Annotated in this window: 22 protein-coding genes; 3 read left to right on the forward strand and 19 right to left on the reverse strand. The window is 65.9% G+C overall.

The features are described from left to right. Positions 1 to 172: 172 nt before the first annotated feature. On the reverse strand, positions 173 to 1105 hold the full coding sequence (locus tag ACLV74_RS13055) for a LysR family transcriptional regulator (protein WP_411879814.1): 933 nt from the start codon (positions 1103 to 1105) through the stop codon (positions 173 to 175). Positions 1106 to 1321: 216 nt separating this feature from the next. On the opposite strand from ACLV74_RS13055, the gene ACLV74_RS13060 reads away from it, so the two are divergent. Beyond that, positions 1322 to 2302: a Bug family tripartite tricarboxylate transporter substrate binding protein gene (locus ACLV74_RS13060; RefSeq protein WP_411879815.1), complete on the forward strand. Its 981-nt coding sequence runs from the start codon at positions 1322 to 1324 to the stop codon at positions 2300 to 2302. A gap of 465 nt (positions 2303 to 2767) precedes the next feature. Continuing rightward, entirely contained in the window at positions 2768 to 4678 is a 1911-nt protein-coding gene (locus ACLV74_RS13065) for a calcium-binding protein (protein WP_411879816.1), read from the forward strand. Between the two features lie 46 nt (positions 4679 to 4724). Here the strand turns inward: ACLV74_RS13065 and ACLV74_RS13070 are convergent, their stop codons facing one another. From ACLV74_RS13070 to ACLV74_RS13110, 9 genes are all read right to left on the reverse strand, one after another. After that, positions 4725 to 5078, reverse strand: a complete 354-nt coding sequence (locus ACLV74_RS13070) for a RidA family protein (protein ID WP_411879817.1) — start codon at positions 5076 to 5078, stop codon at positions 4725 to 4727. A 68-nt stretch (positions 5079 to 5146) separates the two neighbouring features. Next, complete coding sequence (locus tag ACLV74_RS13075; RefSeq protein WP_411879858.1) at positions 5147 to 6265, reverse strand: NAD(P)/FAD-dependent oxidoreductase; 1119 nt, start codon at positions 6263 to 6265, stop codon at positions 5147 to 5149. A 16-nt stretch (positions 6266 to 6281) separates the two neighbouring features. Beyond that, positions 6282 to 7694 (reverse strand): NAD(P)/FAD-dependent oxidoreductase, encoded by a 1413-nt coding sequence (locus ACLV74_RS13080; RefSeq protein WP_411879818.1) that lies wholly within the window; start codon positions 7692 to 7694, stop codon positions 6282 to 6284. Next, positions 7684 to 8067 carry a (2Fe-2S)-binding protein gene (locus ACLV74_RS13085; RefSeq protein ID WP_411879819.1) on the reverse strand — a complete coding sequence of 128 codons (384 nt, stop codon included), beginning with the start codon at positions 8065 to 8067 and terminating at the stop codon, positions 7684 to 7686. Before ACLV74_RS13085 ends, ACLV74_RS13080 begins: the two co-directional genes overlap by 11 nt. Beyond that, a complete protein-coding gene (locus ACLV74_RS13090; protein ID WP_411879820.1) occupies positions 8057 to 9208 on the reverse strand; it encodes an NAD(P)/FAD-dependent oxidoreductase in 1152 nt (383 codons plus the stop codon). Before ACLV74_RS13090 ends, ACLV74_RS13085 begins: the two co-directional genes overlap by 11 nt. Positions 9209 to 9215: 7 nt before the next feature. Continuing rightward, positions 9216 to 10013: an ABC transporter permease gene (locus tag ACLV74_RS13095; protein WP_411879821.1), complete on the reverse strand. Its 798-nt coding sequence runs from the start codon at positions 10011 to 10013 to the stop codon at positions 9216 to 9218. Between the two features lie 160 nt (positions 10014 to 10173). Further along, positions 10174 to 11070, reverse strand: coding sequence for an ABC transporter permease (locus ACLV74_RS13100; RefSeq protein ID WP_411879859.1), 897 nt, complete (start codon positions 11068 to 11070; stop codon positions 10174 to 10176). 13 nt (positions 11071 to 11083) lie between these two features. After that, positions 11084 to 12151 carry an ABC transporter ATP-binding protein gene (locus ACLV74_RS13105; RefSeq protein WP_411879822.1) on the reverse strand — a complete coding sequence of 356 codons (1068 nt, stop codon included), beginning with the start codon at positions 12149 to 12151 and terminating at the stop codon, positions 11084 to 11086. A gap of 187 nt (positions 12152 to 12338) precedes the next feature. Then, positions 12339 to 13382: an ABC transporter substrate-binding protein gene (locus tag ACLV74_RS13110; protein ID WP_411879823.1), complete on the reverse strand. Its 1044-nt coding sequence runs from the start codon at positions 13380 to 13382 to the stop codon at positions 12339 to 12341. Positions 13383 to 13584: 202 nt separating this feature from the next. On the opposite strand from ACLV74_RS13110, the gene ACLV74_RS13115 reads away from it, so the two are divergent. Beyond that, complete coding sequence (locus ACLV74_RS13115; RefSeq protein ID WP_411879824.1) at positions 13585 to 14493, forward strand: LysR substrate-binding domain-containing protein; 909 nt, start codon at positions 13585 to 13587, stop codon at positions 14491 to 14493. A gap of 49 nt (positions 14494 to 14542) precedes the next feature. Here the strand turns inward: ACLV74_RS13115 and ACLV74_RS13120 are convergent, their stop codons facing one another. The 9 genes from ACLV74_RS13120 to ACLV74_RS13160 form a co-directional block, all read right to left on the reverse strand. Next, positions 14543 to 14752 (reverse strand): hypothetical protein, encoded by a 210-nt coding sequence (locus ACLV74_RS13120; RefSeq protein ID WP_411879825.1) that lies wholly within the window; start codon positions 14750 to 14752, stop codon positions 14543 to 14545. 232 nt (positions 14753 to 14984) lie between these two features. Then, complete coding sequence (locus ACLV74_RS13125) at positions 14985 to 15737, reverse strand: SDR family oxidoreductase (protein WP_411879826.1); 753 nt, start codon at positions 15735 to 15737, stop codon at positions 14985 to 14987. A 109-nt stretch (positions 15738 to 15846) separates the two neighbouring features. Next, positions 15847 to 16305 (reverse strand): hypothetical protein, encoded by a 459-nt coding sequence (locus tag ACLV74_RS13130; RefSeq protein ID WP_411879827.1) that lies wholly within the window; start codon positions 16303 to 16305, stop codon positions 15847 to 15849. A 74-nt stretch (positions 16306 to 16379) separates the two neighbouring features. Beyond that, complete coding sequence (locus tag ACLV74_RS13135) at positions 16380 to 17339, reverse strand: Bug family tripartite tricarboxylate transporter substrate binding protein (RefSeq protein WP_411879828.1); 960 nt, start codon at positions 17337 to 17339, stop codon at positions 16380 to 16382. A gap of 41 nt (positions 17340 to 17380) precedes the next feature. After that, the gene (locus tag ACLV74_RS13140) at positions 17381 to 18382 is read right to left on the reverse strand and encodes a Bug family tripartite tricarboxylate transporter substrate binding protein (protein ID WP_411879829.1); all 1002 of its coding nucleotides are present in this window, start codon (positions 18380 to 18382) and stop codon (positions 17381 to 17383) included. Positions 18383 to 18489: 107 nt separating this feature from the next. Beyond that, positions 18490 to 19272, reverse strand: a complete 783-nt coding sequence (locus ACLV74_RS13145) for an HpcH/HpaI aldolase family protein (protein ID WP_411879830.1) — start codon at positions 19270 to 19272, stop codon at positions 18490 to 18492. 20 nt (positions 19273 to 19292) lie between these two features. Next, positions 19293 to 20222: a hypothetical protein gene (locus ACLV74_RS13150; RefSeq protein WP_411879831.1), complete on the reverse strand. Its 930-nt coding sequence runs from the start codon at positions 20220 to 20222 to the stop codon at positions 19293 to 19295. A gap of 55 nt (positions 20223 to 20277) precedes the next feature. Beyond that, on the reverse strand, positions 20278 to 21201 hold the full coding sequence (locus ACLV74_RS13155) for a 3-keto-5-aminohexanoate cleavage protein (RefSeq protein WP_411879832.1): 924 nt from the start codon (positions 21199 to 21201) through the stop codon (positions 20278 to 20280). Positions 21202 to 21267: 66 nt separating this feature from the next. Then, entirely contained in the window at positions 21268 to 22239 is a 972-nt protein-coding gene (locus ACLV74_RS13160; RefSeq protein WP_411879833.1) for a Bug family tripartite tricarboxylate transporter substrate binding protein, read from the reverse strand. Positions 22240 to 22245: the final 6 nt, after the last annotated feature.

The raw sequence follows: 22245 nt of genomic DNA on the forward strand, positions 1-22245 counted from the left end.
AGGGCAGGGCCCCCGGGATCGCCTGCGGCCCGTGAATCAGGGCCCGCCCGCGATGCAGCCGCCCAATATAGCCAGCGGGCTTTTATCGGACAAGACGTGAATTTCTATCCACTTATCAGATTTTGTGAATAATTGGCCCGGCCCCGAATGCGCGGCCGTCCGCGCCGGGCCTTTAAACCGCCGTTGCGGCGTCGCGGCCGGCCTCCCGGCTGATGGCTTCCCAGGTGCTGGCCAGGTTCAGCGTGAAATGCAGGAAGCTTTCCACGGCGGGCGACAGCGATGCCCGGCGCCGCACGAACATGGCGATCTTCCAGCTGACTTCGGGTTGCGCCAGCGGCAGGAATTTCAGGCCGAATCCGTGGACCAGCGGCTCCGCCATCGAAGGGCAGATGACGGCGCCCTGCCTGACCTTGAGCAGGGACAGGGCGGTGTTCACCCGGTGCACGGGCACCAGCTGCAAGGGGTGATGGCGCGGCGGTACGTTGCTCAACACGTTGAGGGCGAAGTTGGGCATGTAGTTGATCAGCGGGCGTTCGCGCAAGTCCTTCCAGGTCACGAACGCGCCTTTGCTGAGCGGGTCGTCGGCGCGCAAGGCAACCCGCAGCGGATCGGCCCACAGCGGGTGAACGTCCACGGAGTCGTCCACAACGACTTTTGCCGGGCCAAAGCCGATGTCGCTGGCGCCGTCCTGCAGCCCGGCCAGCACCTGGTCAATGGGCACGTCGTCGAACCGCACCTCCACACCGGGGTGGCTGCTGTTGTACATCGCCATGAGTTCCGGCATCAGCGTGCAGGAAAGCGGCTCGGGCGCGGCCACCCGCACCAGGCCGCGGCGCAGCTCCTTGAGGTTGCCGAGGCTCTCCAGCGCTTCGTCCAGGTCGGACAGCACGCGCCTGGCCATGGGCTCGAAAACCTCACCGACCGCCGAAGGGCTGACGCTGCGGGTGTTGCGGTCCAGCAGGCGCATGCCGACGCGGTTTTCGAGTTCGCGGATCAGGCCGCTGAGCGCCGCCTGCGACAGGTGCATGGACTTGGCCGCCTCAGAAAAGCTGGCGGTCTCGATCACCTCGACGAAGGCGCGCAGCTGGCGCAGGGTCACATGCATGGACATCCTGGTACTCCCCGCCGCGGGCACGCGGCATTTATAAGATTAAACGATAGGTTCGTCGGAAAATACATATTGTCTTGCGCAAGGCGCACGCCTATCGTTGCGGCCTGAGGCGGGTTTTGCAGGAGGAGGGGAGGCGGCGTTCTGGTGAGAAGACGTCGCGTGACCCTGTTCTTTTCAATCTTCCTATTCTTATAACGCAAGGAGACATTCATGAACGTCACACGCCGCGCCGTCCTGGGGGCCGCCGCCGCAAGCCTGTCCGCTGCTCCCGCCTTGCAGGCGCTGGCGCAATCCGACTGGCCCTCGCGGCCGGTGCGGTTGATATCGCCCTATGCGGCGGGCGGGGCCAGCGACATTTCGGCGCGCATCCTGGCCGAGCACCTGAGAGGCACCCTGGGCCAGACCTTCCTGGTGGAGAACAAGCCCGGCGCGGGAACCCGCATCGCCAACGAACTGGCCGCGCGCGCGGCGCCGGACGGGTACACCGTGCTGTATGCGGCGGCGCCTTATGCGACAGCTGAAGCGCTCTACGGAAAACAGGCGTTCGACCCGCGCAAGGATTTGAAACCCGTGGCCATGGCCGCGCTGGCCCCGCTCTTCCTGATCGTCAACAGCGAGACGCCCTTCAAGACCGTGAAGGACTTCATCGCCTTTGGCAAGGCGCGGCCCGACGGCCTGACGTTTGCGTCGCCGGGCGCGGGATCGCAACCGCACCTGGCGGCGCAGTTGCTGCTACGCGATGCCGGCGTCAAAGGGCTCAACGCCCATGTACGCGGCGATGCCGTCGCCTACACCGAACTCCTGGCCGGCCGGGTCGACGCGACCTTCACGGCCATCACTACCGCCTTGCCGCACATCGAGAGCGGCAAGCTGCGGGTGCTGGGCGTGGCCTCCGCGGCCCGCTCGCCGATCTATCCCCAGGCGCCAACCCTGAGTGAGCAGGGCTTTCCCAACGTGATCGCTTCGGGCTGGTATGGCTTCATGGTGCCGGCGGCCACGCCCGCCTCGATCACCGCCCGCCTGCAGGCCGCGGTCATTCGCGCGCTTTCCGATGCGACGGTCAAGAGCAAGCTGCTGGCCCAGGGCCTGGATGCGCGCGGCACCACCGCCGCCGAGTTCGGGAAGTTCATCGAGGACGAGACGCGCAAGTGGACGGATGTGATCCGCAAGGCGGGCATCAAGGGTGAATAAAACGCCGCACCCGAAGTCAAGGCTTTCGCCGCCATAGCGGCTTGTCATCACGCCATGGCCATCCACGGTGTGGCATGCCGGCTTGCAAGCGTATCGCCGCCGCGGCAATGCCGTTTGCCGCAGCGTTGCAGCTTGCCATGCTGCCTGGATAGTTCCGCCTGGCAGCCAGCCGGAGCAGGCCACCGCTCGGGGTGGTTCACACCCCCATAAAAACGCGCCGCCTGTGCGCCGTGAATATTCACGCTCAGGCGTATAGCGATTTAGTTCTCTCCAAAACCTGTCGCTAAAACTGGGGACAGACAAGACCGCGGATGCGCCCCACCATGGGTCGCTCTGTGCCTGCTTGAGCGGAGGTGGCCAGGGAGCGGTGCATGGATTAATCACCTGTCAGAACTGACAGTCAGCTACGTTGTCGACAACAGCGGCGACACCATCAATGAACTGCCGGGCGGCGGTTATGACACCGTGCAGTCCAGCGTGAGCTACACCTTGAGCGACAACGTGGAAGCCCTCACGCTGTCGGGCGCCGCAAACCTCGACGCGACAGGCAATGCGCAGCGCAACCGCCTGGTCGGCAATGCGGGCAACAACCGCCTGGACGGCGGGGCCGAGGCCGACAGCCTGATCGGCGGTCTGGGCAACGATGTCTATGTGGTGGACGACCAGCTGGATACGGCCTATGAAAATGCGGGGGAGGGCACCGACACGGTGGAGTCCGGCGTATCCTGGACCCTGGGGAACAATTTTGAAAACCTGACGCTGACCGGCGCGGGCAACATCAACGGCACGGGCAACGACCTGGCCAATGTGCTGGCAGGCAATGCGGGCGACAACATCCTGGACGGCGCCCAGGGCGCGGATGCCATGGCCGGTGGCGCCGGCAACGACAGCTACTACGTCGACAACGCCGGCGACACGGTCACGGAAGGCCTGGACGCAGGCATCGATACGGTCTACACCAGCGTCAACCTGACCCTGGCCGCCAACGTGGAAAACGCCGTGCTGTTCGGCGCGGCCACCACGCTGACGGGCAACGGCCTGGACAACACCCTGCTCGGCAACAGTCTCGTCAACACCCTCACGGGCGGTGGGGGCAACGACATGCTGGACGGCGGCACGGGCGCCGACGCCATGGCCGGCGGCATGGGCAACGATTCGTATTTTGTCGACAACGCGGGCGACACCGTGGCCGAGAACGCGGCCGAAGGCATCGACGTGGTCATTGCAAGCCTGGGCTACACCCTGGGCGCCAACGTCGAAAATCTCATCCTGGCGGGCACCGCCAACCTGGGCGGCAGCGGCAATGCGCTGGACAACCAGATCAGCGGCAACAGCGGCAACAACACCCTCAGCGGCGGCGGCGGCAACGACGTGCTGGACGGCGGGGCAGGGGCGGACGCCATGGACGGCGGCACCGGCGACGACACCTTTTATGTGGACAACGCCGCGGACACGGTCTCCGAGAATGCGGCTGAAGGCACGGACACGGTCATCAGCGCCATCGGCTACAGCCTGGGCGCCAACCTGGAAGGCTTGGTGCTTGCGGGCTTCGGGAACAACAACGGCACGGGCAACAGCCTGGCCAACCTGTTGCGCGGAAATTCTGGAAACAACACCCTGGACGGCGCGGGCGGCTTCGACGCGCTGGAAGGCGGGGCGGGGAACGACATCCTGGCGGACACCTCAGGCGCGAGTTACTACAACGGCGGCGATGGCGCGGACACCTTGACCGGCGGTGCCGCGGCTGACTTCCTGGCAGGCGGCGCCGGCAACGACGTCATCACCAGCGGAAACGGCCCGGACGTGATCGCCTTCAATATCGGCGACGGCCAGGACACGGTGAACCCCGGCGGCGGCCTGGACGACACGGTCTCCCTGGGCGGCGCCGGGCTCAGCTACGCCAGCCTGAGCCTGCAGAAAAACGGCAATGACCTGATCCTGAACGTCAGCGCCAACGACAAGCTCACCTTCAGCAACTGGTACGCGAGCACCGCCAACAAAAACGTGTTGAACCTCCAGTTGGTCGCTGAGGCCATGTCGGCGTTCGATGCGGGATCCAGCGACCCCCTGCTCAATAAAAAGGTCCAGACCTTCGACTTTCAAGGCCTGGTCGCGGCATTCGATACGGCGCTGGCCACGAATCCATCCTTGAGCAGCTGGTCCCTGAGCAACGGGCTGACGCAATTCCACCTGGCGGGCAGCGACAGCGAAGCCTTGGGCGGCGACCTGGCTTACTACTATGGCCGTGACGGCACACTCGGCGGTATCGGCTTTGACAAGGCCCAGGACGTGGTGACCGGATCGCAATTCGGCGCACAGGCACAGACGCTGCATGCGCTCAATACGCTGCAGGTGGGGGTGCTCAGATTGGGTTGAGGCTTGGTGGTGTCCGTCGGCACCCCCAGCCCGACGTGAGCGCTGCTTACAAGGCTGCGATCACGATGATTTCCACCAGCAACTCCGGCGCGGCGAGTTTGGCTTCACAGGTCGCACGCGTCGGCACCGCGCCGGCGGGAACCCAGGCTTCCCACACGGCATTGAGGCCCGCGAAATCGCGATCGATGTTCTTGAGCCAGATCTGTGCACTCAGGATTTTTTCCTTGCTGCTGCCGACGCTGGCCAGGCGCGCGTCTATGGTGTCGAGCACGCTTTTTGTCTGCACATGGATGTCGCCGTCACGCACGGCGGAGGTGATGCCGGCGAGGTAGACGATGTCCTTGTGAACGACGACGCGGGACAGGCGGGGCGTGGATTCGTAGCGCTGGATATCGGACATGGAAGAGTCTTTCTTTGTAGTGGTGGGATGGGAAGGAAACGGAAAGCAGGAAGAGGGAAGAAGGCGGATCAATGCACGGTGGCCGGCGCGAACCGGTCCACGGCAAAGGGCGCTATCGGCAGGGTGCTGCGCCCGTCGAGCACCAGCTCGGCGACGATCTGCCCGCCTATGGGGCCGAGCTCGAAGCCGTGGGCCGAGAAACCGAAAGCGTGCACCAGTTGCGGCGCATGGCGGCCCAGGCTGATGACGGGAATCTCGTCGGGCATGAAGGCCTCGACGCCGGCCCACGCGCGCACGACGTTGATGCCGGCCAGGTGCGGAAACAGGTCGGTCACGGTTTGCGCGCTCGACGAAAGCTTGAGGAAGTCGACCTCGCCGTGGCGGCGCACCACGTCGGCCGCGCAGCGCAGGCCGCCGCCTATGAGCACCGTGCCGTTGGCGAACTGCTTGAAGGACAGCGGCCGCCCGGCGGCGCCCAGCACCGGGTCGACAAAGTGCGGCACGCGCTGCGTGATCATCAGCATGAGGCCGCCGGGCTGCATGGGCACGGTGTCGCCGGCCTGCGCGGCGAAGTCGCCGGACCAGGCGCCGGCGGCGTTGACCAGCCACGGCGCGGTGAAGGTGCCGCGCGGCGTGCTGACGCGCCACTGGCTGCCGACGCGCTCTATCGCCTGCGCGGGCGTGGCCTCATGAAACTGCGCGCCCAGGCGTTGCGCGGCCTGGCGAAAGGCCGTGACGGCGCGGTAGGGCACGGCATGGCCGTCGTCCTTGACCCAGATGCCGCCGACCACGTGGTGTGCCAGGCGCGGCGCGATCTCACGCACCTGCTGTGCGTCGACGATGACTTCATGGGTGAAGCCGAGCGCGTTCAACCCGGCCACGCGGCGGCGCAAGGTGTCCAGTTCCTGCGGTGTTTCTGCGATCTGCAACTGGCCGCTGGGCACGAAGCTGCCGTCTTCACCGAGCAACTCCGTCAGGCGATGCCAGAGTCCCAGCGAGGCGCGCGCCAGGGGTATTTCGGCATGGTGGCGGCCCAGGGTGCGCACGCCGCCGGCGTTGACGCCCGAGGCGTGGCGCGCGCAGTACTCGGCCTCCAGCAGCGTGACCTTGGCACCGCGGCGCGACAGGTGAAACGCGCTTGAGGTGCCGTGAAAACCGCCGCCTATGACGATGACGTCGCTGCCCATCGGCCGCGCGGCGCCCTCAGGCCTCACGCGCAAGTTCCCCGAGCGTGATGGGCTTGATGGGCGGGCGGATGCGGAAGTAGCCGGTCTCGCCGGGCGATACGCCGCGCGCATCGGCGATGACTTCCGTCACCGTCAGGCCGCACTGGCGGCCCTGGCAAGGCCCCATGCCGCAGCGGCCGAAGCTCTTGGCCTGGTTGGGACCGGCGCAGCCTATCCCGACATAGCCGCGTATGTCGCCGGCGGTGACCTCCTCGCAGCGGCAGACGATGGTGGTGTCGGCCGGAATGCGGTTGGCTTTCTTCGGGCGGTACAGGGCGTCGAGGAAGGGCCGGATGAACAGGTGCTGCCGCATTTCGGCGCGCAGTGGTGCGGCCAGGCTGTCCCGCGTGGAGTCGGCGAGTTTGCCGAGCCGCGCGGCGGCGGCCAGCCCGGCGAGTTCGCCCTGCAGCGCGGCCACGCGGGCGCCGCCTATGCCGCCGCTATCGCCGGCGACGAAGATGCCGGGCACGTCAAGCTCGCCCCAGGTGTCGGTGACGGGCGACCAGCAGAGCTGAGCCTCGTCCCACAGGTGTTTGGCGCGCAGCGACCAGGAGAACTGGGTGTTGGGCACCACGCCCTGGTGCAGCAGCACCAGCGGGCTGTCCACCTTGCGCAGGGCGCCGCCGCTGGCAAAGCCCAGGCCGCTGGCCTGGCCATTGCCCAGCACGTGCAGCCCGGTCGCGCCTTTGTAGAAGGGCACACCGGCTTTCTTCAGCGCGGCCATGAGCGACAGGCCTTTGTGCAGGTAACGCCAGCCGGCCAGCGCGTTGCCCGCATGGCGGATGGCGCGGCGGTAGTCGGCGCCGTCGGTGGTGTCGACGATGGCCGCAATCGGCACACCGGCGCGCACGTACTGCCAGCCGAGCAGGTAGAGCAGCGGGCCGCAGCCGGCCAGCACCACCGGCTGCGTCGGCGCCATGCCGGATCCCTTGAGCAGGATTTGCGCGGCGCCGGCCGTCAGCACGCCGGGCAGCGTCCAGCCCGGGATGGGAAAGGGCCGTTCCATGGCGCCTGTGCACAGCAGCACGCAGCCGGCCTGCACGGAGCGCACGCCGCCGTCCTGCAGGTAGTGCACCTGGTGTTCGGCCGTGACCTGCCAGACGGCGGCGCCGGTGATGTGGCGGGCGCCGCTGGCGGCGAAGTCCCCGGCCAGCGCGGCGCCGGCGCCGTAATCGGGGCCCAGGATGTCCAGGCGGGCGGCGGGCGCATCGGTGACGCCGCGGTAAATCTGGCCGCCGGCGGCCGGCTGTTCGTCGAGGAGCACGACACTGGCGCCGTGTTTGCGCGCGGCGATGGCCGCGGCCATGCCGGCGGGGCCGGCGCCGATGATGGCGACGTCGACCTGCTCAATGGGACGGGGCGCCACAGGCGCTGATGCTTCATAGGCCATGGGGTGCCTCCATCGCCTGCGCGAGCGCAAGGGCCGGGGTTTTGGTTTGGGCTTCGGCCAGCAGGTCGCGCATGCCATCTTGTGTACGGATGGCCATGCCGGCTTCCAAAGGAACCAGGCAGCCCTGGCGGTTGGGCACGCCGTCGATCTCCAGCAGGCATTCGAAGCACACGCCCATCATGCAGTAAGGGGCCCGGGCCTCGCCTGACACCGGCGAGTTGCGAAAGCGCTTGACGCCGGCGGCCAGCAGGGCGGCCGCCACGCTGGCGCCCATGGGTACCTGCAGCGGCCGGCCGTTGAGGGTGACGGCGACGGTCGCCGTGGTGGAGGCGCCGGCCTGGGCCAGCGGTTGAAAGAGGGAATCAGTGGGCATGGCTGGGGCGGTAGTTGGGGTTTAAAAAGCGGTCGCCCTGGAAGACGCCTATCTCTTCGGGCCGCGGCGCGCCGCTGATCCAGGGCGCGGCGCGGAAAGCGTGCGCGGCGGCGAGCGTGACGCCGCTGTGGCAGGTGGTGACGAAAGCGCCGGGGTGCCGGGGCGACTCGTCGTAGACGGGAAAGCCGTCGGGGCTCATGACGCGCAGCGCGCCCCAGGCCCGCACGAGGCGCAGGCCGGCCAGCACGGGAAAGGTGCGCACGCCGCGCCGGGCGATATCCGCCAGCACGCCGGTGGTGACGTTGTCGTTGAAGCCGACCTCTTCCATCGAGTCGCCGAGCTGGATGGTGCCCTCGTCGGTCTGCCGCACGTTGAGCGTGGGGTAGTCCAGGAAGCGCGCCGTGCGCTCGCCGACGAGCACCTGGCCGCGGTTGGGCACCACGGGCGCGTGCAGGCAGACCTGCCCGGCCAGGTCGCGATTGCCGAGACCGGCGGCCAGCACCACGCGCGGCGCCTGCCAGCGGCCCTCGACGGTGAACAGGCTGCCGCCGGCGCGCGGCTGGGCCGTCACGGTTTTCACCGGCTGGCCGCCGACGTAGCGCACACCGCGCTTGAGGCTGGCCGCGTGCAGGGCGCGCAGCAGCTTGAGCGGGTTGGTGTGGCCGTCCATGGGCGTGTAGCTCGCGCCGGTCACGGCGGGACCCAGGGCGGGCACGCGGGCGATGACCTCCTGCCGGTCCAGCATCTCGAAGGGGTAGTCGCCCGCGAGTTCATCCTGGATGGCCTGCATGCGCAGCCGCCGCTCTTCTTTCTCTTCATCGGAGAAGGTGAAGCAAAAGCCGCCGGGCTGCTCCAGCCGCACGTCGATGCCGGTGTCGTCGAGCAGTTCCCGCGCCAGCCGCGGCCAGAGGCTTGCCGAGGACCGCGTCCAGCGGGCATAGGGCGTCATGCCGAAGCCCTTGCCCTGTACCCAGACCAGGCCGAAGTTGCCGCGCGAGGCGCGCAAGGCCTGGTCGCCTTCGTCGAGCAGGGTGACCTGGGCGCCCTGGCGTGCCAGGCCGTAGGCCAGGGCGCTGCCGACCAGGCCGCCGCCTATGACGATGACGTCGCTGTTGTTGTGGGGGGGTGTGGTGTTTGTCATGCGGTATTCAGTTCTTGCCGATCAGCACGCGGTCCAGGCCGACAAGGCGGTCCATGGCGACCATCACGACGAGCGTGCCGACGATGAGCACGGTGGCCACCGCGGCCACCAGCGGGTCTATGGTCTGGGCGATCTGGTTGTACATGGCGACGGGCAGCGTGGTGGTGCCCGGCGTGGCGACGAAGACCGTCATCGTGAGTTCATCGAAGCTCTGGATGAAGGCCAGCATCCAGCCGCCGGCCACGCCCGGCAGGATGAGCGGCAGCACCACGCGCCGGAAGGCGGTGAAGGGGGAGGCGCCCAGCGACAGCGCGGCGCGCTCGGCATCGCGGTCCAGCCCGGTGGCCGAGGACAGCACCAGCCGCAGCGCATAAGGAACGATCACGATGACGTGGGTGGCGGCCAGCCAGATGAAGGAGCCGGTCACGTTGATGGTCGTGAAAAAGCGCAGGAAGGCCACGCCCAGCACGACGTGCGGAATCATCAGCGGCGACATGAAAAAGCCGACCAGTACGCCGCGGCCGGCGAACTTGTAGCGGGTCAGCGCCAGCGCCCCCGGCACGGCCAGCGCGATAGCCACGGTGGCCGAGGCCAGGCCCAGCCAGAGCGAGAACCAGAACGCGCGGATGATCTCGGTCGAGCCGAGGATGGCGCGGAACCAGCGCAGCGAAAAGCCTTCGGCAAAGGGCATGGAGATGAAGCCCTTGCTGGTGAAGGACACCAGCATCACCACCACCAGCGGCGCGATGATGAAGCCGATGAACAGGGCGTGGTAGAGCAGGGAAAAGAAACCGTTCTTGCGCATAAAAATCCTGTGCCTTGATGATTAGTGCTGATCAGTGCCTTGAAGGTGTGAAGAAACCGTAGCGAGCGCTTCGAGCCTGGTAGGAGGACCGGAGCCGTACATCAGTACGGTGAGGACCGCAGTGCCGGGATCGGAGGGCGCAACAGGTTTATTCATACCTTCAGGAGAAGACCTGGCTGAAGCGTCGTTCTACCCAGCGGTTGGCGCCCAGGATGATGAGCACGTTGGCCAGCAGCAGCAGCATGGCGATGGTGGCGCCCAGCGGCCAGTTCAGGGTGTTGAGGAACTCGTCGTAGGCGGCCGTGGCTACCACCTTGAGCTTGCGCCCGCCCAGCAGGGCCGGCGTGGCGAAGGCCGACGCCGACAGGGCGAAGACGATGATGCCGCCCGAGAGAATGCCGGGCAGCAACTGCGGCAGCATCACGCGCCAGAACACCTTGCGCGGCGGGGCGCCCAGCGAAAGGCCGGCGTTTTCCACCTGCGGATCGAGCTTTTGCAGGTTGGCCCAGACCGAGATCACCATGAAGGGAATCAGCACATGGGTCAGCGCGATGGCCACGCCCGTCATGCTGAACAGCAGGCGCACCGGCTCACTGGTGATGCCCAGGCCCATCAGCGTGCTGTTGATCAACCCGTTGTTGCCGAAAAGGATGGCCCAGCCCAGCGTGCGCACCACCACCGAGATCAGCAGGGGCCCGAGGATGACGATGAGGAAGAGGGCGCGCCAGGGACTTTTCATGCGCGCCAGGATCAGCGTCTCCGGCACCCCGAAGAGCACGCACAGCAGGGTCACGCCCAGGGCCAGGCCGCCGGTGCGCAGGAATATCTCGTGGTAATAGCCGTCCGAGAACACTTCAAGGTAGTTGCGCCAGGTGTAGTCGGGCAGCACGCCGCGCGTGCCGTCGAAGGCGTGGAAGGACAGCAGCGCCGTCAGCAGCAGCGGCACCAGCAGCAGGCCGATGAACAGCAGCAGCGCGGGCGAAGCCAGCAGCCAGGGCGTGGCGCCGGCGCCTTCGGTGGATGTTCGGCGCGGCGGCGCGGCGCCGGCCCCGGGCATGGCGGCGGTGGCTTCAGCCATGGGCCACCTCCTGCCGGGGCAGCACGCGCAGGTCGTCGTCCGACCAGCTGACGCCGACGGTGCTGCCTTCGGCCGGCGGCACCTCGCCGATGTTGGGCAGGCTCACGCTCATCAGGCCCATGGCGGTGTCGACCTGCAGCATCCAGTGGTTGCCGAGGAAGACGCGCGTCTTGACCTGGCCGGGCAGGCCGCCGCCGGCCGCACCCAGGCGCAGCTTTTCAGGCCGCACGAAGACGTGCACCTCGCCGTCCAGGCTGCGGCCGCCGTGCGGGATGTGCAACTCGCGCTCGTTTACAGTGACGACGGCGCAGCGCTGGTTGTTGGTGACGACGCGCCCGCTCAGCGAATTCGTCTTGCCGAGAAAAGCCGAGGCGAAGGGCGAGCCCGGCTGCTCGTAGGCCTCGAAAGGCATGGCCAGCTGCACGATCCTGCCGCCGTGCATGACGGCGATGCGGTCGCTCATGGTCATGGCCTCGACCTGGTCGTGCGTGACCAGCAAGGTGGTGATGCCCAGGTGGCGCTGGATGGCGCGCAGCTCGATGTGCATGTCCTCGCGCAGCTTGGCGTCGAGGTTGGACATGGGCTCGTCGAGCAGCAGCAGCTGCGGGCGTATGGCCAGGGCGCGGGCGATGGCCACGCGCTGGCGCTGGCCGCCCGAGAGTTCGCGCGTGAAGCGCTTGCCCAGGCCGCCCAGCCGCACCAGGTCCAGCGTCTCGCCGATGCGCCGGGCGCGCTCGCTGCGGCCCATGCCGCGCATCTCCAGGCCGAAACCAACGTTGGCTTCCACCGTCATGTGGGGAAACAGCGCATAGCTCTGGAACACCACACCCATGCCGCGCTTTTCAGGACGCAGGGCGGTGATGTCCTGGCCCTCGAGCACGATGCTGCCGCGCGTCGGCGTCACGAAACCCGCGATCATCTGCAGCGTGGTCGTCTTGCCGCAACCCGACGGGCCGAGCAGCGAGATGAACTCGCCCCGCTCAATGTCCAGGTCCAGCGATTCGACCGCGACAAAATCGTCGAAATGCCGGGTGAGCTTTTGGAGGGAGAGGAAGGTCATAGGTGCTCAATTCAGGTGGCTAAGGAGCTGCCGAAAAAAATCGCCAGAAAAAGGAGATCGCGAAGGGAGCTGAAGGGCGGAGAAACCGTAGCGAGCGGTCCGAGGCCGGTGGGAGGACCGGAACCGTACACCAGTACGGTGAGGACCGCAGCGCCGGCCTCGGGCCGCGCAGTAGGTTTATCCCCCTTCAGCGTTCGATGGTGCGGTTCCAGCGGTTCGTCCATTCGCCGCGCTTCTCATTGACCACAGACCAGTTGGTCGGCAGCAGCTTGCCGATCTGCGCCGGGCCGTAGGGCACCTTGGCGGCGATGGCGGGCTCCAGCTTGACCTTGCTGTTGACCGGGCCGAAGCCCTGGGTCTCGGCCAGCAGGACCTGCACTTCAGGCGTCATCAGGTATTGCAGCAGGGCCTGGGCGTGCTCGGGCACGTCGCTGTTGACGATCGGGCAGGCCGCGATCAGCAGCGCCATCGCGCCTTCCTTGGGATAGACGAACTCGATGGGGAAACCGGTGGCCCTGAAGGACTCGGTGCGCCCGCTGCCCCACACCGCGAGGTTGATGTCGCCGTTCTGGAACAGCTCGGTCATCTTGCCGGGCGATGGCTCCCAGGCCAGCACGTTGGGCGCGACTTCCTTGGCCATGGCGTCGAAGCCGGCGTCGATGGCCTTTTCGCCGCCGCCGCGCATCTTTGCGTACATGATCAGCGTCTGCAGGCCGTAGGTGTTGGAGATGGGCGGGATGGCCAGCTTCTGCTTGAACTTCCTGTCGGTGAGGATTTGCCAGGAGTCGGGTTTGGGCAGGCCGGCTTTCTTGAAGGCTTCGGTGTTGTAGGCCAGGCCCGTGGCGACGGCGCCGATCGCCATGGAGCGGTCGTCGATGCGGGCCAGCGGGTAAAGATCCTTGTAGATGGGCGCGTCCTTGACCTTGTCGCAAAAGCCGAACTGCACGGCCTGCTGCATGGGGCCGTCGTCCAGCAGCACGAGGTCCAGCTCCTGCTTGTCCTTCTGCGCCTGCAGCTTGGCCAGGGTATCGGTGGAGTTGCCCGCCACGTAGACGACCTTGACCTTGCGGGCTGCCTCAAAGGCCGGGATGATTTTTTCCTTGAACGCCTTTTCGGTGGAGCCGCCGTACGAGCCCACGTAAACGGTGGGGACGGATTGCGCGTGGGCCAGGCCCGCACAGGCCAGGGCGACGGTTGCGGCAAGCGGCGCGCCCAGGAATTTTGCTTTCATCGGGGTTCTCCATAACGGTGCATCCGGCCCACTCTGGGGCGCTTCACGCACTAATTTGACACAACAGGTTATGGGTCGATAATGGCCACACAACCCACATCTACACTGACGAATTCAATGGTAGATGGCGGCTTGATGTAAAACCAATACAATTATTTTTTACATCCATAACATTGTGTTATGGAGTTTTCGGGGTTTTCCCTTGCGTCTCAGACAACTCGAAGCCTTCCGCGCCATCATGCTGTGCCAGACCGTCACCCGCGCGGCCGACATGCTGTTCATCTCGCAGCCGGCCGTCACGCGCCTGCTCGCCGATCTGGAAGAGAGCGCGGGTTTCCCGCTGTTCGAACGCGCGCGCGGGCGCCTGCACCCGACGGCGGAAGCGCAACTGCTGTATGAGGAGGTCAACCGCTCGCTGATCGGCGTCGAACGCATCGCGCGCATGGCCCACGCCATCAAGACGCAGCAGCGCGGCGCGCTGCACGTGGCGGCGCCGCCGTCGATTGCGCTGTCCTTCCTGCCGCGCGCGATCGCGGGCTTCCTGAAGGACCATGGCGAGATCAAGATCATGCTGGGGGTGTACGACTCGCGCACCATCGTCGACATGGTGATAGGCCAGCGCTGCGACGTGGGCATCGTCAACCTCTCCATCAGCAACACCGGCACGCACGGAGACACCCTTTTGTCGGCCGCGCACGTGTGCGTCGTGCCCGTCGGCCACCGCCTGGCCGGCCGTGAGGTGGTGGTGCCGGCCGACATCGAAGGCGAACTGTTTATTTCGCACCCGAACAACATCGCAACGCGGCTGCTGATCGATGCCATGTTCGCGGCCCACGGGGTGAAATACAAACCGGCCCAGGTGGAGGTCCAGGTTTCGGCCGCGATGTGTTCGCTGGTGGCGGCGGGGCAGGGCATTGCGCTGGTCGATGCCATCACGGCCATGGAATACAAGGGCGGCGACCTGCGCTTCATTCCCTTCGAGCCCTCGGTGCCGCTGGAGTTTTCAGTGCTGACGCCCCTGCAGCGCACCCCGCCCAAGCTGGTCGATCCCTTCATTGCGCATGTGCGCAAATTCGCCATTGCAGAGCTGGATCCGCGGCTTCTGCTGTGAGTATTGCGGCAGGACGCTCGCGGTTGGGCGGTCCCGGCGTGATTGAGGGCTACATGACGCTGCACCGGCCTATAGAGCGCGCCTGCGCGGCGCTGCCGGCCGCATTCGGCATCAGGCTCATGCTGTAAGGCTCTCGCGCATGGTCACGCAGGAGATACGCGTTGCTCTTGTCTTCGGGAGGGAACAGGGTCTTCGCAAACCTGTTCCATTCACCGAGAATTTCCTCGATGCTGGCGTTGATGAATGTTGAGAGCTGCATATTGGGATCCTGACGTTCGGGGAACAGGCATAGTGTGCGCCATACTGTTTTCAGAGATCAGTATCCGGTCGGTGGCCGGTCCCGTTAACCGGGGGCGCAGCCAGGCGTTTCCCGGTTGCGGTCGTAGCGGTCGTCCCTGCAGGCAGGTGTGTTGAGATTGGGAGCGCACGGCCACGCCGGCGGCGGCCGCGCCGGCCTGACTCAATAACCAGGCAAATGACGCTCTCAGCCCCTAGCGCTGCGCGCCCATCACATTGAGGACGGCGCCGGTCACCAGCGAGGCCTTGTCAGACAGAAGCCAGACGATGGATTCGGCCACTTCTTCGGGGCGGCCGGCGCGGCCCAGCGGAGTGGCGGCGGCGCCTTCGGCGACGCGCTCGGCCTGGCCTGTCTTGGCGTGCATGGGGGTGTCGACCATGCCGGGGCGGATGGCGTTGATGCGTATGCCGTCGCGCGCGAGCTCAACCCCCAGGCCCATGGTCATGGTGTCGACAGCGGCCTTGGAGCCCGCGTAGTGGACAAAACGGCCGGGCGAGCCGGTCAGCGCGCCTATGGACGACACATTGACGATGGCGCCGCCCTTGCCGCCGTTTTTGGTCGACATGCGCTTGACCGCCTCGCGGCAGGAGATGAGCACGCCGGCGGCATTGACGCCCAGCACGCGCATGACTTCCTCAAAGGTGTAGTCCGCGATTTTGCGGTGCGTCGGCGAATTGACGGCCGCATTGTTGACGACGCCGGTGACGGGGCCGAAGGCCTTGTCGGCTTCCGCATACAGGCGGACGATGTCCGCTTCGGAGCCCATGTCGGCCTGCACCGCGATGGCATTGCCGCCCAGCTTCTTGACTTCAGCGACGACGCCCTCGGCCAGGTCCCTGGAACTGACGTAGTTGATGACGATGTTCGCGCCCTGCGCCGCCAGAATGCGGGCAGTGGCCGCGCCTATGCCGCTGCTGGCGCCGGTGATGATGATGACTTCAGACATTCGTTTACCTCGGAAAATTGACCATTATTCAGACGGACGTTGAAAAAACAGGAAAGAGGGGCAAGCCCGTGCATGCCACATGCCGCATGTTCGCATGCCTCGGTGACGGCTACTTGTCGTCGAGCTTGGGGTTGGTAATCGGCGCGCCGCCTTCAAACCAGTGCTCGAAGCGGCGGTAGGTGCACAGCCAGCGGCCGTCCGCCGACCGTTTGTAGCGGTCGGTTGCGAGCGATATCGAGATGGGCGGATGGGTGGGCAGTATGCGGACGCCGTTGGCGGCATACAGGCACAGGTAGTTGGTGGCCTCGGCCGTGTCCGGCCCTGTGAACCAGGCCCTGAAATTGGTGAAACTGTGGACCGACAGGCGGGGCCCCTGTTTCACGCGCCAGTCGTAGAACTGCTGGATCTTCGCGCGGCCGAGGTAGGAGGCGGCCTGGCCGTGGAACTCGGCATCCTCCGTGTAATAGGCGGAGGCGTTTGTGCCGCCGTTGACGTCGATTTCGTTCCAATATTCGGAGAGTTGCAGCGAAAGCTGCGCGTTGAGTTTCAGGGTGTCGTCGTCGACCATACAGGGGTGCTCCATCAAAAAAAAAGAAAAGACACGAAAGGGAAAATTGGGGGAAGGCCTGCCGCCGGGCCGGGCTATTCGGCCTGGAACCCTGATTTCGCGGCCACTGCTTTCCATCGCGCGGCATCGCTGCGGCTCAAGGCCTCCAGTTCTTTGGCGCTTGAGCCCGCAGGTTCCACGCCGATGTCCACGAACTGCCTGCGCACTTCAGGGTCGGCCATCACGCGGGCCATGGCGCTGCTGATTTTGGACACGCGGTCCGGCGGTGTGCCGGACCTGATGAACATGGCCTGCCAGGTGTCGATGTCAAAGCCCTTGTAGCCCTGCTCGGCCACGGTGGGCACATCCGGAATATCCCTGTCCCTGCCGGCGCCCGTGACCGCCACGGCCCGGCCGCGGCCGGCAATCTGCGCCTTGTAGACACTGGGCCTGTCGATCATGACCTGCACCTGCCCGGCCAGGAAGTCGTTCATGCTGGCGGGCTGGCTTTTGTAGGCGATGACGGGCATGTCGATGCCGACCGTCTGCATGAAATGGTGGATCAGCAAGGTGACGGAGCCGCCGGTGGAGGCGAAATTGAGCTTGCCGGGGTTGGCCTTGGCGTAGTCGACAAAGGACTTCAGGCTGTTGACAGGCACGGAGTTGTGGACGATGACCACCGCATTGGTGCGCCCGCCCAGGGTGATGGGTTCAAAGTCCTTCAAGGCGTCGAAGGGCACCGACTTGTTGACGACGGCGGCGGCAAAAATGCCGCTGGTCGTCCACAGCAGGGTATAGCCGTCGGGCGGCGCGTTTTTGACCGCACCAATGCCTATCACCTGGTTGCCGCCGGACCGGTTTTCCACCACCACAGGTTGTTTGAGTTCGTCGGAGAGCTTGCGCGCCACGATTCTTGCGCCCAGGTCGGACGAGCCGCCCGGGCCCAGCGGCACGACGATCTTGATGGGCTTGTTCGGAAACGTTTCCTGTGCGGCCGCCGGCAGGATCGCCGCGCACAGGGCAAGACACAGGGCATACAGAAGTTTTGGAGGCATGGTGAATTCCTGAAGCTTCCCCTTGGCGCTGCTCATGGCCGTCACTGGTCGAGGCTGGCGCCGGCGTCGCGTATCTTTTTCTCGGCCTTGGCCCGGTCTTCGACCAGGAAGGCCTCGAACTCCGCGGGGGTTTCGCTGAGCGCGTCATAGGCAAACGGTTCCAGGGTTTTCCCGGCAAAAGTGGGGTCCGATACGGCTTTGCTGTTGGCGCTGGCAATGGCGTCGACGATGGCCTTGGGCGTGCCTTTCGGAACCGCCAGCCCGACATAGAAGTAGGCCTCCGTGTTGGGGAACCCCGCTTCCGCGAAGGTGGGCACATCGGGCAGGGACTTGGCGCGTTTGCTGCCGTTGATGGCCAGCAACTTGAGTTTGCCCGAGGCCAGGTGCGGCTTCGCCGTGGTGATGCCGCCTATGGTGGCGTGGATCTGGCCGGTCAGCAAATCCTGCAATGCCGGCGCGACGCCCCGGTAGGAGATATGGGTCATGTCCAGCTTCTGTTGCCGCAAAAAGGCGTCAAAGTGCACATGGGCCGCAGTGCCGGAGCCGGCGGAGTAGTTGTACTTTCCGGGGTTGGCGCGCACCACCGACACAAACTCTTTCATGGTGTTGGCCGGAAAGTTGCCGTTGACGACCAGGGCCATGTTCACAAAGGCGACGCGGCTGACTGGTATGAGGTCGGTGCGGGGGTTGTAGGGCAGCTTCTTGAACAGATATTGGTTGGTCGCAAAGGTGGGATCGGCGCCGGCCAGGATGGTGTAGCCGTCAGGCGCGGACTTTGCGACGATGTCCGCCGCGATCACCTCGTTGGCGCCGGCGCGGTTGTCGACAATGATGGGCACATTCCATATCTTTGCCAGGCGATCGGCCAACCCGCGGGCAACGCCGTCGACCGGGCCGCCGGCGGGGTAGGGCACGACCAGCTTCACCGGTTTGGTCGGGTAAGCCTGCGCCAGGGCGTGGGAGCCTGCCAGCGCGCCGGCGGCCGTGAAGCCGGCCAGCAGTAAAGTCCTCGCGCGAAGAACTGGAATGCTGAATTTTTTCATTTTGTGTCTCCTTGTTTTGCAGGGAATGTGCGGGCTTGGGTGGAATCAGCCCGGTTGACGGCCGGCGGGGAAGGGCTGCCGGCCCTTCCATCGCCAGGCCCTGAAAGTCATCTCCCGGCCAGTGCCGACTGGTATTCGCGCAGGGCCGAAGTGGCTGCGGCGCGCATGAATCCCTGGTCCGTGCCGGTCACAAAGCCGCTGGCGCCCAGCGCCGCGTATTCGGCCGCTTCTTTGGCATTGGCCGTCAGCAGGAACACGGGCTTGTTGTGGCGCCCGGCCGCCTCCATCACCTTCAGCGTCGCGGCCCTGACCCTGGGCGAGCCTGCTTCGCGGTCGCGGTAAGCCGCCGTGAGATCGCCTCGGCCGATGAAAACCGCATCGAGCCCGTCGACCGCCAGGATCTCGTCGGCCTTTTCGACCGCCTCCGGGTCCTCGATCATCCCGAGCAGCAGCACCTCCTTGTCCGAAGCGTCGATGTGCTCCCAGGTGGTGCGCACGCCATAGTCGCCGGCGCGCGGGGAGTTCGAGAAGCCGCGTTTGCCGGCGTAGCGGCAGAGGTCCACGATCTCCCGGGTGGAGGCGGCCGAGGTCAGGTGCGGCACCATGACGCCGAAAGCGCCATCGTCCAGCGCGCCAAGAATGTCATGGGGTGAGGCCACCCGCACCAGCGGGGCCGCGCCGACGGCCCGTGCCGCCAGGATGCAGCTGTCCGCCGCCACGCGGCCGAACGGCGCGTGTTCGGCGTCGATCAGGACGAAGTCGTAGCCCGCCCCGCCGATGATCTCGATGCTGTGGCTGCTGGGTGTTTTGATGAAGGTGCCATAGACGGTTTCCCGTTTCAGGACACGCTCACGAAATGCCGCGGCGCGCGCGCCTTGTGTTGGATTCATGGCTGTGTTGCAGATTGGTTTCAGTTGGTGGCGTGTTGCTGCGCCGGCATGGGGTATTCATCGGCGTTGAGCACCCAGCCCGGCTTCTGGGAGAAGTCGACGCGGGGTGGGCAGAACACGTCCACCAGCAAGCGAAGCTCGCTGCCTGTGCCGTTGGAGGTGTGGATGGCCGGCGGCGGGATCACGGCGATCGAGGGACTGGTGCAGTCCATGTGTTCGTCGGACAGCCAGTTGCGCATGTTGGTGGTCCAGGGCCAGCGGATGTGGTGGCTCATGGTGCCGCTCATGAGCAGCGAACCCTGCTCGAAGTCGTCGTGGTAGTGGGGCGAGACCTTCTCGACGTCGCGCGGGGCGGTTTCCACAAACAGGTTGACCATGAAGGTGGTGCAGCGCCAGATGCGGCCGAAGCGGCCGGGCTCGTTGGCCACTTCCATGCTGTAGCGGCGTATCTTCGGGCCGCCGAGCGGGTCCGGCCAGGGCGCGAGCGGGGCGACGTGGTGGCGCGGCGCTTCATAGGCCGCGGCGTTGGCGGCCTTGGCCGCCAGGTCCTTGCTGCGGGCGGTGTAGAGGATGAAGAAGTGGCCGTCGCTCTTGACCTCGATGGTGCTGGCGCCGGCCGGAACGATGACGACGGAGTAGCCCGGAATGTCCGCGCTGCCGTGGTCGGACCGGATGTGCAGTTCGGTGGCGTGCAGGGGCGAGAGGATGACGAACTCGTCGGGCTGGCCGGCACGCGTGATTTTTGCGCCGGCCTTGGCCTCGACATAACAGATGACGAAGTTGTGGCCGCGGCCGTACCACTTGCGGCACAGGGCATCGCTGTCGTCGGCGGGGCCTTGCTTGAAGTGGACGCAGGAGGCGCCGCCGAAAGGCTTGGAAGCATCCGGCGCCGTGGCGGCTGCGGGGGCCGTGGCGGACAGGGTTGAGCGCAGATCGGTCTTGTCGTACATGGTGTCGTATTCCGATGGGATGGGGATGGATGGAGGAGCGGCAGCGGCTTTTTATCTAGAACGCCACGTTGTCCTTGCCCTTGAGCTTGAGCGCCGCGCGGGCATCGGCCGGCGTGGCGACTTCCAGCGACAGCGCCTTGATGATGGACACCAGGCGCTTGACCTGCGCTGCGTTGCTTTCGGCCAGCTTGCCGGGGCCGTCCCAAAGGCTGTCTTCCAGGCCGACGCGGGCATTGCCGCCGACCACGATGGCGGCGGCGGCCAGCGGCATCTGCGAGCGCCCGGTGCCCAGCACGGACCACACATAGTCTTCGCCGAAAAGGCGGTCCGCGGTGCGTTTCATGTGCATCAGGTCTTCCACGTCGGCGCCTATGCCGCCGCGTATGCCGAAAACCGACTGGATCATCATGGGCGCCTTGATGAGGCCGCGGTCCAGGAAGTGCGCGGCCGTGTAGAGGTGGCCGATGTCGTAGCACTCGATCTCGAAGCGCGTGCCGTTGTCGCTGCAGGACTCGAGGATGTAGGCGATGTCCTTGAAGGTGTTCTTGAACACGCGATCGTCGCTTTCTTCCAGGTAGGGGCGCTCCCAGTCATGCTTGAGGTTGGGGTAACGGCCCAGCATCTCGTAGAGGCCGAAGTTCATGCTGCCCATGTTGAGCGACGCGACCTCGGGCTTCATCTGCAGCGCGGGCTGCAGGCGCTCCAGCACCGACATGGTCGAGGCGCCGCCGGTGGTGAGGTTGATGACCACGTCGCAGGCATTTTTGATCTCGGGCAGGAACTGCCGGAACAGTTCCACGTCCTGCGAGGGCCGGCCGTCTTTCGGGTCGCGCGCGTGCAGGTGGATGATGGACGCGCCCGCGGCATGCGCCTCTATCGATGCGGCGGCGATCTCCTTCGGCGTGATCGGGATGTACGGCGACATCGAGGGCGTGTGGATGGAGCCGGTGACGGCGCAGGTGACGATGACTTTACGCATGGGTGGTTTTCTGTCTGTTCGGTGTTGCGGGTTGAAGAGGTCTTTTATTCAGGCTCTGTCCGGGCTCTATTCAGGCTGTATGCCGGCGGCGGCCACGATCGCGCGCCACTTGACGGCTTCGGCCTGCTGGAACTTCATCAGTTCGTCGCCGGAAATCGGGAAGGGATCGACGCTGACCGTGGCCATGAATTTGCGGGCCTGCGGGCTGTTGATGGCATCGACCAGCAGGGCCGCGGCGCGTTTGATCACAGCGTCGGGCGTGCCTTTGGGCGCATAAATGCCTTGCCAGAAGGTCATCGAATAACCGGGAATACCCGATTCCTGCATGGTCGGGACGGCAGGATAGCCCGGCATGCGTTTTTCGCCGGTGACCGCCAGCGCGCGCATGCGGCCGCTGGCGATGTGCGGCGCCGCCGTCAGGGCGTCCAGCGCCATGAAGTCCAGCCTGCCGCCTATGAGGTCGACGACGGCCTGGGCGTTGGTCTTGTAGGGCACCGACACAAAGTCGAGCGATGCGGTCTGGCGGTACAGCTCGACGGCGGCGCGCACGGCGGAGGCGCCCCAGCCGAAGGACAGCTTGCCCGGCTGTTTTCTGGCCATCTCCGTGAGGTCGGAAATGGTTTTTGCGGGCGACGCCGAACTCGCCACCATCATCAGGGAGCCGCGCAGCACGCCCGTGACCGGAATGAAGTCCTTGATGTAGTCGTAGGGCAGAGTCTTGAACAGCGACTGGTTGGCCGCGTGCGTGGTGTTGGTGGTGTGGAGGAGCACATAACCGTCGGGCGGCGACTTGAGCACGTATTCCGCCGCGATGATGCCGCTGGCGCCAGCCTTGGTATCCACGACGACCGGGGTCCCGGTTTTGGCGCTGATCGCTTCGCCCAGCACGCGGCCCATCTGGTCCGTCATGCCTGAAAACGACGCGACCAGGGTGATGGGTTTGGCGGGGTAGGGCGCGGCCGTTTGCGCGAAGGCCGGGCGCGTGCCCAGGCCTGCTACCAGGCCGCCCAGTCCAATCGCAAGTTGTCTGCGTTTCATTTTTGT

The organism is Polaromonas sp. YR568 (assembly GCF_943369415.1).
Classification (GTDB): Bacteria; Pseudomonadota; Gammaproteobacteria; order Burkholderiales; family Burkholderiaceae_C; genus Polaromonas.